The 13,194-nt window shown below is 32.6% G+C and carries 10 protein-coding genes and 1 pseudogene; 7 read left to right on the top strand and 4 right to left on the bottom strand.

What is annotated here, in order from left to right; translation table 11 throughout:
- Window position 1: 1 nt before the first annotated feature.
- Both B3J26_RS13500 and B3J26_RS13495 read right to left on the bottom strand, forming a co-directional pair.
- Window positions 2-547, bottom strand: a complete 546-nt coding sequence (locus tag B3J26_RS13500) for a CopD family protein (protein WP_291074822.1) — start codon at window positions 545-547, stop codon at window positions 2-4.
- Window positions 548-588: 41 nt separating this feature from the next.
- On the bottom strand, window positions 589-1,431 hold the full coding sequence (locus tag B3J26_RS13495) for an SAM hydrolase/SAM-dependent halogenase family protein (RefSeq protein WP_114999051.1): 843 nt from the start codon (window positions 1,429-1,431) through the stop codon (window positions 589-591).
- A gap of 76 nt (window positions 1,432-1,507) precedes the next feature.
- On the opposite strand from B3J26_RS13495, the gene B3J26_RS13490 reads away from it, so the two are divergent.
- Window positions 1,508-2,482, top strand: coding sequence for a PhoH family protein (locus tag B3J26_RS13490; RefSeq protein WP_115001971.1), 975 nt, complete (start codon window positions 1,508-1,510; stop codon window positions 2,480-2,482).
- Window positions 2,483-2,549: 67 nt separating this feature from the next.
- On the opposite strand, the gene B3J26_RS13485 is transcribed toward B3J26_RS13490, so the two are convergent.
- Window positions 2,550-2,723 carry a hypothetical protein gene (locus B3J26_RS13485; RefSeq protein WP_280037895.1) on the bottom strand — a complete coding sequence of 58 codons (174 nt, stop codon included), beginning with the start codon at window positions 2,721-2,723 and terminating at the stop codon, window positions 2,550-2,552.
- A gap of 238 nt (window positions 2,724-2,961) precedes the next feature.
- On the opposite strand from B3J26_RS13485, the gene B3J26_RS13480 reads away from it, so the two are divergent.
- Entirely contained in the window at window positions 2,962-5,877 is a 2,916-nt protein-coding gene (locus B3J26_RS13480; RefSeq protein WP_291074821.1) for a VIT domain-containing protein, read from the top strand.
- Window positions 5,878-5,949: 72 nt separating this feature from the next.
- Here the strand turns inward: B3J26_RS13480 and B3J26_RS13475 are convergent, their stop codons facing one another.
- Window positions 5,950-7,476, bottom strand: a complete 1,527-nt coding sequence (locus tag B3J26_RS13475) for a YifB family Mg chelatase-like AAA ATPase (RefSeq protein WP_114999055.1) — start codon at window positions 7,474-7,476, stop codon at window positions 5,950-5,952.
- 107 nt (window positions 7,477-7,583) lie between these two features.
- On the opposite strand from B3J26_RS13475, the gene B3J26_RS13470 reads away from it, so the two are divergent.
- The 5 genes and pseudogenes from B3J26_RS13470 to B3J26_RS13450 all read left to right on the top strand — a co-directional run bounded on the left by B3J26_RS13470 (window position 7,584) and on the right by B3J26_RS13450 (window position 13,160).
- Window positions 7,584-8,057 carry a cytidine deaminase gene (locus tag B3J26_RS13470; RefSeq protein ID WP_038337075.1) on the top strand — a complete coding sequence of 158 codons (474 nt, stop codon included), beginning with the start codon at window positions 7,584-7,586 and terminating at the stop codon, window positions 8,055-8,057.
- A gap of 56 nt (window positions 8,058-8,113) precedes the next feature.
- Window positions 8,114-9,118 (top strand): pyruvate dehydrogenase (acetyl-transferring) E1 component subunit alpha, encoded by a 1,005-nt coding sequence (gene pdhA / locus B3J26_RS13465; RefSeq protein ID WP_125349669.1) that lies wholly within the window; start codon window positions 8,114-8,116, stop codon window positions 9,116-9,118.
- Between the two features lie 5 nt (window positions 9,119-9,123).
- Window positions 9,124-10,728, top strand: a complete 1,605-nt coding sequence (locus B3J26_RS13460; RefSeq protein WP_291061910.1) for a pyruvate dehydrogenase complex dihydrolipoamide acetyltransferase — start codon at window positions 9,124-9,126, stop codon at window positions 10,726-10,728.
- Window positions 10,729-10,831: 103 nt separating this feature from the next.
- Window positions 10,832-11,773 (top strand): YihY/virulence factor BrkB family protein, encoded by a 942-nt coding sequence (locus tag B3J26_RS13455; RefSeq protein ID WP_038337079.1) that lies wholly within the window; start codon window positions 10,832-10,834, stop codon window positions 11,771-11,773.
- A 506-nt stretch (window positions 11,774-12,279) separates the two neighbouring features.
- A pseudogene (locus B3J26_RS13450) lies at window positions 12,280-13,160 on the top strand (IS982 family transposase).
- The last annotated feature ends 34 nt before the right edge of the window (window positions 13,161-13,194 follow it).

Here is a 13,194-nt window from a genome sequence, read left to right as displayed (position 1 = left end):
GTTATTTTTTATTATTACGATTAATTAAACGCACAATAAGCATAAGTATTACACCAGAACCAAAGAAACTGACAATTGACCAATACCAATCTCGTCCAAAATCTGTTTTTTGAATCACAGCAAACACGATAACAAATAATAAAATTGTCGCCAATTCGTTCATCATTCGCAGTTGAACAGAAGTGTATTTGAAAACTTTATTTTGAATTTGTTTCAACGTTCGCCAGCACCAAAAATGATAAATTAATAAAACACTTATCATTCCCAATTTGCTTTTCATCCAAGGATGTTCTAATAGAAAAGGTCTTTTAAAAAGCATATTGATTCCCATAATAATCAAAATAACCAAGGCAGGAGCGGTAATTACATTCCATAATTTTTTCTCCATGTAGGTATATTGATCCTGCAAAATTGATTTTTTTGGTTCTTCCATTTGTTGCGTTTCTGTATGATAAATCATCAAACGAACAATGTAAAATAAACCAGCAAAGTAACTTACCACGAAGATAACGTGTATTGCTTTGTATATTAAATAATTATCTGACATAATAGTTATTGTAAACTCTCTAATACTAAATTTTCTCAGCGTTAATTTTCAAATTCAATTGTAATTGTATCGTTTTTCTTCAATCCCATTAACTGATTTGCACCTCCTGATATCGTTGGATTACTTTTGTATAAAGTAACTTCTAAGAAACCTGCCGAATTAAACAAACACAATGTTCGCCCAAAAGCTTGCACTTCTTTGTTAAAATCTTGTACAACTTCGTTGTAATGTTCATAAATAACAGTAATATCAGTCATCGAGAAATCTTTCTGACGAAGCAAAATTTTATATTTTCTGTCTTGTGCAATTTCATCGAAAAAATCTTTCGAAATATTACTCACAACATTTCCAAAATGATCAATATAAATCACATTTCCTATGATATATTTATCATCGCGATAAATTGGTTTCAACTCATTCAATTGCTTCATTTCGGTACGTTTGTTCCCTAAAAGAGCAGGAACTCCGCCGCGCGCCAAGTGACATGCAACTGGTACAAAACAATTTTTCATTGGAAATAAACTGTCTATTCCTTCTGGATAAGCAGTGATTTCGTAAATTTCTTCTGGTTGATTTTTTTGGCAAATCAAGGATAAAATTCCATTATCTGCACAAATAAAATAATGATGATTGATTAATGCACAAATCGGCTTCTGATAAGGCGTACTTAAGGCATTAATTCCAATAATATGTATAGTTCCGTCGGGAAATTCTTCGTAAGAATTACGAATGATATAGGCAGCTTCAGATAAATCATAGGGATTAACATGATGCGAAATATCTACAATTGTAACATCGGCCAATTCTTTTAGAATTGCGCCTTTAACGCTAGAAACAAAGTAATCTTTGACTCCAAAATCCGATGTTAATGTAATAATTGCCACTATTCTCTAATAATTAGCAAATATATTGTTTATTATTCTTTATTTTTGTGTAAGTGAACCAAAAAAACGATCTCATTTGACAGAAATTAATATTGAATTAGCCGAAATTAATGCTCAAGATTTTTATGGTGCTAATAATGAACATCTAAAAAGAATCAAAGAATATTATCCAAAATTAAAGATTGTTGCTCGCGGAAGAGAGTTAACAGTATTTGGAAATGAAGATGTTCTGAAAGTATTTGACCAAAAAATGCAACGAGTAATTCAGCATATTCACAAATACAATCGACTATCTGATCGCGAACTCGAAATTATTATGACCGAAGATAATAATGAAATGCTTCAAATAAAAAAAGAAGACGAAATTATTGTACACGGTGTAAATGGTAAAATCATCAAACCTCAAACGCCTAATCAACAAAAGCTGGTACAAACTGTTTACAACAAAGACATGGTGTTTGCAATTGGGCCTGCTGGAACGGGAAAAACTTATACTGCTGTTGCGTTGGCGGTACAAGCGTTAAAGAACAAAGAAGTTCGCCGAATTATTATGACACGTCCTGCCGTAGAAGCTGGCGAGAATTTAGGTTTTTTACCAGGTGATATGAAAGATAAATTAGATCCATATTTACAACCTTTGTATGATGCTTTGAAAGATATGATTCCGTTCGAGAAACTTTCGTCTTATACCGAAAAAGGAGTGATAGAAGTAGCGCCTTTAGCATTTATGCGTGGTCGAACATTGGACGGAGCTTTTGTAATTCTTGATGAAGCGCAAAACACAACCTATGCTCAGATGAAAATGTTTTTGACGCGTATGGGAAAAAATTCTAAGTTTATTATCACAGGAGATCCTGGTCAGGTCGATTTACCACCAAAACAAAAATCTGGTTTACGTGAGGCGATTAATATATTGAAAGATGTAAAAGATATCGGATTTATTTATTTGGATGATAAAGATGTTGTTCGACACAAAATTGTTCGCGAAGTCTTGAAAGCTTACAAAGTGAGTGAAGATAAAGAGCGAGAGAAAATAGATATTAAAAAATAAATCAAAAAGCCAATTGTTTCTAAGAGCAATTGGCTTTTCGATTTAATATTTATGGCAGAATATTAAATTATTCTTTTAGTGGATTAGTTTTTAAAGTAAAACCTAAAATGTTAAATACTAATCCTATTGGCAAAATCATTCCTGCAATTAAGCTCATTCTATTAGAATCAGAAAATTCTAAGATTAATAAAATTGAAGTTAATATTAAAACTAATCCCGTTATATATAATATATTTTTCATTTTATTATAAATTGTAATTCAATCAAATATAATGATTTATTTCTGATTTTGTAAAAAAATATTCGATTCTAAAATCAAGTTCAGAAAGATAATTTTGATAATGCGAATCAAGTAAATGTGATTCTGACAAAAGGGGAAATCTGAAATAAACTTATAACTAACAACTCAACACTTAAAACTTTTTCACATCAACCAACCTTTTTGTAATTTGTTGCATCTAACTTACAAATCAAACAATATGAAAAAGTTATTTTCTTTTTTCTTTGTTTTTGTTGGAATGTTTTTTTCTACAAAAATAAATGCGCAAGATATTCGAATCGGATTTCCGCGTATCGAAATTGGTGAACGCCCAGACGAAAATTCTGTGAGTTTGCAATCGATGAATGTGCAAGTTGAGATTTTTGGAAATTTGGCCAAAACGACAACAACTTTAGTTTTTACAAATTCATCAAGTCGAAATCTTGAAGGGAATTTAGTTTTCCCTTTGCCCGAAAACACGACTGTTAGTGGATATGCAATTGATATTAATGGAAAATTGCGAAATGCAGTTCCTGTTACAAAAGTGCGTGCGGTTGAGGTTTTCGAAAGTATTCAGAAGCAAAATATCGACCCTGGAATCATTGAAAAAGTAGAAGGAAATAATTTTCGAACTCGTATTTCTCCGATTCCAGCAAAAGGTTCACGTACGATTCAGTTGTCGTATTACCAAGAATTGAAATTGGATAAATCGTCGTATCAATATCATTTGCCATTAGATTCTTCGAAGAAGATTGCGAAGTTTAATTTGACAACAAAAGTGTTCAATGCTGCTGGAAAACCACAATTGGTAGAAACGCCAGATGGTTCGTTCAATTTTTCGGAAAATAGTAATATATATGAAGCAAATTTGTCGAAAACAGATTTTACACCTAAAAAATCATTGATTATTAATCTTCCGAAATCGCCGAATAATGTAGAATCTTTTGTTCAGAAAAATGTAGATGGTTCGTTTTATTTTTATGCGAATTTATTGGTTGATGCAAAATCTCAACCTAAAGTTTGGTCGAAAAATATCGGAATAATTTGGGATAATTCGTTAAGTGGTTTGAAACGAAATCATCAAAAAGAATTAGAATTTTTAGATAAAATTATTTCTCAACAAAAAAATCTAAATATTGAAGTTTCGTTGTTGAATATTTCTTTGGAAAAATCGAGATTGTTTCAAATTAAAAATGGTGATTGGTCAGAATTGAAAAAATATTTGGAAAATGTGACATATGATGGAGGAACAAATTATGCAAAAATTCTTCCAACAAATCTGAAAGCAGACGAATATTTATTGTTTTCGGATGGAATTTCATCTTTTGGCTCGAATATTTTTAACATAGATAAACCTTTTTATACGATTGCGTCTTCGCCGACTTCTAATTATGGTGTTTTGAAAATGATTGCGCAAAAAGCTGGTGGAAAATTCATCAATCTTAATGAAAATTCTGTAGAAAATGCGTTCAAACAAATCAATGAAAGTTCGGTTCAATTCTTAGGAATTATCAACAATACAGCAGGAGAAGTTTATCCTATTTCGACAAATGATGTGAGTAATGGAATTTCGATTGCGGGAATTTCTCAGTATCCAAATGCAAAATTAACGATGATGTTTGGACGAAATGGAAAAGTGGAATTCAACAAAGAATTGGATTTGAGTAAAGCAACTCAAAATCTTGAAATCAGTAAAATTTGGGCGCAAAGTAAAGTGAATTATTTGGAATTGAATCCAGAGCAAAATAAAACAGAAATTGAAGAAATTGGGAAACAATTTTCGATTGTAACATCGAACACAAGTTTGATTGTTTTGGAAAATGTTTCGGATTATGTAAAGTATAAAATCAATCCACCAGCAGAATTGCAAAATGAATTTAATAAATTATCGAAACAAGGTTTTGAACAAAAAGAAACTCGAAAAGCTGATTTGTTGAAAAATGCAATTGCGAAAGCAAAGGAATTGAAAGAGTGGTGGAAGAAAGATTTTAAATATGTAAAACCGAAATATCCAAAACCTGTTGCGGATTCTGTTTTAGTTTCAGTTGCATTAGAAGGAAGAGCGGAAGGGATTGCAATTGAAGAAAGAGAAGTTTCTGCAGATATACAAGCTGTTTCTGTTACAGCATATGGAACAACTAGAAGAGAAAGTAGAGCGAGTAGTGCAAATATGCTTGTTACAGATAAAAAAATGAAGGATGTATCATCAGCTTCGGTTCCAGAAATTAAAATAGTTAATGTAAAATCGGATAAAGAATATATGAAGTTGATAGAAGCATCTAAAAATCCATATCAAACTTATTTAGATTTGAGAAAAGATTATGCCGAAACACCTGCGTATTATTTTGATGTGGCAACATTTTTCTTTCAGAAAAAGGAAAGAGAAACTGGTCTTAAAATTTTAAGCTCGATTGCAGATTTAGGATTGGAAGATGCCGAATTGTATAAAATGTTAGCATACAAATTGAAAGAAATTGAGGAATATCAAACCGAATTATTTATTACGAAAAAAGTATTAGATTGGCGACCTTTTGATGCGCAAAGTTATCGAGATTATGCGTTGGCGTTACAAGATAATGAGCAATATCAATCGGCTTTAGAATATCTGTATAAAGTATTAACGAATGATTATTCAGTAGAAATTGCCAATCGTGATCGAGATATTACGGAGATTATTGTTCCTGAAGTTAATAATTTGATTTCGCTTCATCGAAAAGAATTGAATTTATCGAAAATTAATAAAGATATCATTGTTGATATTCCGGTTGATATTCGTGTGGTGATGAATTGGAACAAAGATATGACAGATATTGATTTGTGGGTGACGGATCCAAATGGCGAAAAATGTTTCTACGGACATCGTACAACTGCGATTGGTGGACGAATGAGCGAGGATGTGACGCAAGGTTTCGGACCAGAACAATTTATGTTGAAAAAAGCGATCAAAGGAAAATATAAAATAGAAACGAATTTTTTCGGAGAAAGACAAATGAGTATTTCTGGGCCAACAACTATTTCGGCAGAGATTTACTTGATGTATAGCTCAGGAAAACAAATGAAGAAAATGATTACTTTCCAGAATAACAAGCCAAATTCTGGCGGCGAAGGAATTTTGGTTGGTGAATTTGAATTTTAGTAAATGGAAAAGGAATCTTGAAAGAGATTCCTTTTTTTTGCATAACGCATAATTTATCATTAACAATTAAACTCACATCCACTGATTTCGATCCAAACTTCTATACTGAATAGCTTCACTAATATGTTTTGAAAGAATAGTTTCAGAATTATCTAAATCTGCAATTGTTCGTCCAACCCTAATAATTCGATCATACGCACGAGCAGAAAGATTTAATTTTTCCATAACAACTTTGATTAAATGCTTCGAATGATCATCTAAATCACAAAAAGTATCCAACTCTTTTGGTCCCATTTGCGAGTTGTAATGGACTTTTGTATTTTCAAATCGTTTGGTCTGGATATTTCTTGCATTAATGACACGTTCACGAATCACAGCACTTTTTTCGCCACGACGTTCTTGCGACAAATCATCAAACGGAACAGGATTCACTTCGATATGTAAATCAATTCGGTCCAAAAGTGGTCCAGAAATTTTATTCATATAACGTTGCATTTCCGCTAAAGAGGAAGTGTTGTTTGGGTCATCCATAAAATAACCGCTCGGACTTGGATTCATAGAAGCTACTAACATAAAACTCGCAGGATAATTCACAGTGAATTTTGCCCTCGAAATTGTGACTTCTCGATCTTCCAAAGGTTGACGCATAACTTCTAAAACAGTTCGCTTAAATTCGGGTAATTCATCCAAAAACAAAACACCATTATGCGCCAAAGAAATTTCTCCAGGTTGTGGATAAGAACCACCGCCGACTAAGGCGACATCCGATATAGAATGATGTGGACTAGAAAAAGGACGACTTACAATTAATGATTTGTTAGATAATTTTCCAGCAACGCTATGAATTTTTGTTGTTTCGAGCGCTTCTTGTACGGTCATTTTCGGAAGAATTGAAGCAATTCGTTTGGCTAACATTGTTTTTCCACTTCCTGGAGGACCGATCAAAATAATGTTATGTCCTCCTGCAGCAGCGATTTCCATCGCACGTTTTACATTTTCTTGACCTTTTACATCAGCAAAATCGAAAGGATAATTATTCATTTCACTAAAAAAATAATCATCTAAATTAACTTGATGAGGTTGTAAAATGATTTCTTCGTTAAAATAATCAACAACTTCTCTGATGTTATTAACCGCAAAAACATCGATTCCTTCTACAACAGCTGCTTCGTCTGCATTTTGTTTGGGTAAAATAATTCCTTCGAAACCTTCTTCTTTTGCTTGTATTGCAATCGGCAATGCACCTTTTATAGGTCGAAGTGAACCATCTAGCGATAATTCGCCCATCATTATAAATTTATGGAGTTGTTCAGAATTTACTTGCTCCGAAGCTGCTAAAATTCCAATTGCGATTGGTAAATCATAGGCAGAACCTTCTTTTTGTAAATCTGCTGGCGCCATATTAATCGTGATTTTTTTACCAGGTAATTTCAAATTAGAATTTTTTAGTGCAGCATTTATCCTAAAATTACTTTCTTTTATTGCGCTATCGGGCAAACCAACCAAATGATACCCGACACCTTGATCAATATTAACTTCCACAATAATTGTTTTTGCGGAAACTCCGAAAATAGCACTTGCAAAAATTTTCACTAACATAAAATATTTTTTTATAAATTTACTTCCTTTTTCTATTGAATAAAATAGCTGAGAGGATTTAAGTATTTAATAATTAATTAAATAATACACTTTGGTGTAAATTCTATATGAAAAAAGAAAAATATTCTTTTGAATTTGAACGATTCGAGAGTAAATCTGAGCTTGCAGCAGAACAAAAAAAAGTAGTAGAAGAGGCTTATGATATTTCGTTGAATGCATATGCGCCTTATTCTAATTTCAATGTTGGTGCATCTGTTCAATTAGAAAATGGAGAAATTTTTTCGAGTTCAAATCAAGAAAATGCTTCGTATCCAGTCGGGACTTGTGCCGAAAGAGGTTTATTGGCTTATGTAAATGCAAACTTCCCAAATATTAAGATTGAAAAATTGGCTGTTTCTACGCCAAATGTCAATTATCCATTGCCTCCATGCGGGATGTGTCGTCAATATATTTTAGAGATTGAAAAGAAACAATCGCAACCAATCGAAATTATTTTATCTGGAAAAGAAGGTGATGTTTTGGTGATAAATTCTGCTAAAGATTTGCTTCCATTGCATTTTACTGATGAATTTTTAGGGTAGCAATTTTGTACACTAAATAGATTAGTTTAAATTTGTTCCAACGGAATTGTGCAATTATGGAAAAATTAACGCAAGAAACGTACCTACAATGGTATCGTGATATGACTTTTTGGCGTCGCTTCGAAGATAAGTGTCGTTCATTATATTTAAAGCAAAAAATTAGAGGTTTCTTACATTTATACAATGGACAAGAAGCTTTACCAGCTGGTTTTATTCATGCAATGAAACCTGGTGTAGATCATGTGATTACTGCTTATCGTTGTCACGTTTGGCCTATGGCTTTGGGTGTAGATCCAAAACGTATTTTGGCTGAATTATGTGGTAAAGAAACAGGAACTTCTCATGGTTTAGGAGGATCTATGCACGTTTTCAGTAAAGAACATAATTTTTATGGTGGACACGGAATCGTTGGTGGACAAATTCCATTAGGAGCAGGAATTGCTTTTGGTGATAAATTCTTCAACCGCGATGGTGTTACAATCTGTTTAATGGGAGATGGCGCAACTCGTCAAGGGACATTACATGAAACATTTAATATGGCGATGAACTGGAAATTACCAGTTGTTTTTGTTTGCGAAAACAATCAATACGCTATGGGAACTTCTGTTTCTCGTACTGCTAACCACGAAGATATTTGGAAATTAGGTTTAGGATACGAAATGCCTTGTATGCCTGTAGATGGTATGGATCCTGTAAAAGTTGCAGAAGCAGCTTACGAAGCTATTGAAAGAGCGCGTCGTGGAGATGGACCAACTTTCTTAGATGTACGTACATATCGTTATAGAGGTCACTCTATGTCTGATGCTGAGCCTTATCGTACAAAAGAAGAGGTGGAAGAGTACAAACAAGAAGATCCAATCTTGAATGTTGAGAATCATATCTTAGTAAACAATTGGGCAACTAAAGAACAATTAGATGCAATTATTGATGAAGTAAAAGTGATGGTAGAAGAATGTGCAGAATTTGCAGAAAACTCTAACTATCCAGAAGAACACGTAATGTATGATTATATCTATTCAGAAGAAAATTATCCATTCTTAGATAAAATCGAAAACAACTAAAAACCATGGCAGAAATTATTACAATGCCTCGCTTAAGCGATACAATGGAAGAAGGAACTGTTGTAAAATGGCACAAAAATGTAGGAGATAAAGTTGCTGAGGGTGATATCTTAGCAGAAATCGAAACAGATAAAGCAATCCAAGAATTCGAATCAGAATTTGACGGAGTATTATTATATCAAGGTGTTGCAGAAGGTGTATCAACAAATGTTGATGAGATTTTAGCAATCATCGGAAATGAAGGAGAAGATATTTCAGGTTTAATTGGAGGTGGAGCAAAAGCAACTACTGAAGTGAAAGAAGAAAAATCAACTCCCAGCGAAACAAAAACAGAAGAAGCAAAACCTGTTGCAGAAATTCCTGCAAATGTGGAAGTAATTACAATGCCTCGTCTTTCTGATACAATGGAAGAAGGAACTGTAGTTGTTTGGCACAAAAATGTTGGAGATCAAGTTGCGGAAGGTGATATTTTAGCAGAAATTGAAACAGATAAAGCAGTGCAAGAATTCGAATCAGAATTTGATGGTGTTTTATTATATCAAGGAGCTAAAGTGAACGAGCCTGCACCAGTAGATTCTGTTTTAGCAATTATTGGTGAAGCTGGTACTGACGTTTCTGCAATTGTAGCAAACGGAGGTAAAGTTGCTGCACCAGCAGTTTCTACAGAAGTTGTTGATGACGAAAAACCAGTAGTTGTACAATTAGATGTAAATAATAAGGTTGAAGAAACTTCTTCTTCTGATCGTATTTTTGCATCGCCATTAGCAAAAACAATTGCAAAAGATAAAGGAATTAATTTAGCAGAGGTGAAAGGTTCTGGTGATAATGGACGTATCGTGAAAAAAGATATCGAAAATTATCAACCATCTGCTCAACCAAAAGCGGAAGCAAAATCTGAATCAGTTAAACCAGCTCAAACTTTTGTTTCTGGAGAAGATAAAGTGATTCCAAATTCTCAAATGAGAAAAGTTATCGCTAAACGTTTGGCTGAATCTAAATTTACAGCTCCTCATTATTACTTAAATGTAGAGTTGGATATGGATAATGCGATTGCTGCGCGCAAACAATTAAACTCGGTGCCTGATACGAAAATTTCATTCAACGATATGATTGTGAAAGCATGTGCAATGGCTTTACGCAAACATCCAGCTGTTAATTCTACTTGGACAGATACAGAAATTATTCAACATGGAGATATCAATATCGGTGTGGCAGTTGCTGTAGAAGATGGTTTATTGGTTCCTGTTGTTAAAAATACAGATCAAAAATCATTTGCTCAAATTTCTGCTGAGGTCAAAGATTATGCAGGTCGTGCAAGAGATCGCAAATTAAAAGCAGATGAAATGGAAAAATCAACATTCTCTGTTTCAAACTTAGGTATGTTTGGAATCGAATCATTCACATCGATTATCAATCAACCAAACTCTTGTATCCTATCAGTTGGTTCAATTATTCAAAAACCAGTTGTAAAAGACGGACAAGTTGTAGTTGGTAACACAATGAAATTATCTTTAGCTTGTGATCACAGAACAGTAGACGGAGCAACAGGTGCACAATTCTTACAAACATTAAGAATGTACATCGAAAATCCTGTTACAATGTTAGTGTAAGCTAAGATTTAATATATTTTTTTAAAGACCATTCATCGAATGGTCTTTTTTTTGTTATAGATTTTATGAATTTGTATCTTTAATCTCTAAAGTAATTAATTTAATGAAGCAACTAAAATTCTACTTTAATATTTTAAAACAGACAATTGTTGAATTTGGTGAGGACCGAATTATGAAATTGAGCGCTTCGTTAACTTATTACGCATTGTTTTCACTTTCACCATTAATTCTGATTGTAATTTCCAGTGCAAGTTTATTCTTTAAGAAAGATGCTATCGAAAACCGAATGTTTTATGAGCTTAAAAATATTGTTGGTCCAGATGTCGCTTTAGCTGTACAAAATTTTGTTACAAATTCTACCATTTCAGGAGATAGTTCGCTTGCTTTATATATAGGTATCGGAATTTTGATTTTTGGTTCTACAACAATGTTCACCGATATGCAAGATAGTCTCAATCTTATTTGGCGTGTCGAAGCAGTTCCTCGTAGAGCTTGGTTGAAATTTGTAATAAATAGAGGGCTTTCATTTTTGATTATCCTTTCATTAGGAATAGTTTTAATAGCAACAGTAATATTAAATAGTATATTAATGAGTTTTGGAGAAGAAATTTTCAGTCTTTTCGAACTCGATACCATTATGACGAAGACCACAGTTATTCTTCTTAATAATACATTGAGTATTTCAATCTCGATTTTGATATTTTATATTCTCTTCAAGATTCTTCCCGATGCACGTATCAAAGCAAAACAAGCTTTTGTAGGAGCGTTTTTTACGGCGATTCTATTCTTTATTGCAAAATATTTAATTGGTATTTATATCGCAAACTCCAAATATTCTACCATTTTTGGATCGGCAGGTTCGTTGGTTATTCTTTTGTTGTGGATTTATTATGTTGCAACAATTCTATATTTCGGCGCAAAATTCACAAAAGTATTTGCCGAAGCCAAAGGTTACCCTATTATTCCAAAACGAAATGCGAAGCTCAGAAAAGTATCGTTTATTGATTATCAACTCGATAAAAAAGATTATGAAAGTATAGATTAGTTACTAATTTATTTCGCTTCTCGAAACCTCTCCCGAGCCCATAACCCAAAAGTAGCCGCTGCCTATTTGTTTGATTCAGCAAATATTCACCGCCTAATCATTTCATACAGTGAAAATACAAAACTCGAGTGTAATGATTCACCATTTTTTTTCAACTCGAACTGTCAACAAAATTAAAACTCTTGAAAAACAATTGTACTTTTCGTCAGTTCGAGTGAAAATCTCTGATTTTAGTATCGGGAACTTAGACGAATTGCTGTCAACTTTCAACCGTCCAAAAAAAGTATTGTATACACTCTACTGCCACTATGTTGCCTTCATCCTGCCTTAAAGTAGGGAGTAAGCTGCAATTACGAATTGAGGATATGGCTGATTTTTTACAAAACTTAAATCAAAATTATGATTAAAAATATTAGTTTTACCCGTTGTGCATTTTGATTACTAAATAATAAAGTTGTTCATTTGATTGAAAATCAGTAAATTGTTTTAAGTACAAAACATTTACAATGAACAACTTACTTACAAATTATGAAAGAATATTATAAGTTCTACGAAAATATCCACAGATACACTTTTAATTTATCAACGTAGAAGACCTAAACTTTTTGATTTATAACTCATAAATCTTGTCTTAACAGCTAAATTTATGGGTATTGATAGTGAAAATCATTTATTTCGAAATCTTCCTAAAGCGCTAAGTTGTAAAATTGAGCGTAGTATTTACAATCGTAGAAAACGAAGATTATCAGAGCAAATTAATAATATTCGACTCAAATTAGCGAAAGAATTTAATGAATTTAAAAATTGTTTTATCGTTGATATTATGCCGTTGGAAGTTTGTGAAATAACAAGAATTAATCACTCTAAATTTTGCAAAGAGCATCAGTTTTGTGCACCAAATAGAGGTTTTAGTGCTTCTCAGCAATTGTCTTTTTATGGCTATAAACTTCATGCTGTTTGTTTTTTAAGAGGTGTTTTCTAGAGTATTGATATTAGTCCCGCATCTGTTCATGATATTTATTTTTTGAAAGATATAAAATCTCAACTATCAGATTGAGTGCTACTTGGTGATAGAGATTATTTGTTACAAACAATTCAAATTGATTTATTTAATGAAGTTCATATACAATTAGAAACACCGAAAAGATCGAATCAAAAAGATTACAAACCTCAGTTTTATTCATTCAAAAAGTATCGAAAAAGAATTGAAACTTTTTTTCTCAACTATGCGATCAATTTATGATTATACTCAATTATGCAAAGACTTTTGAGAGGTTTAAAACCAGAATTCTAGCTAAAATTACTGCACAAACATTGAATCATTACATTAATTAATAAAATATACTTAAATCGAAATATTAACAACTTAAAAACTAATATTACCTAAATGCACTACGAGTTAAAACTAACATTAGTAATTT

It is taken from the genome of Empedobacter sp. UBA5987 (genome assembly GCF_002429865.1).
GTDB lineage: Bacteria > Bacteroidota > Bacteroidia > Flavobacteriales > Weeksellaceae > Empedobacter > Empedobacter falsenii_B.
This window is presented reverse-complemented; position numbering and strand designations above follow the sequence as displayed.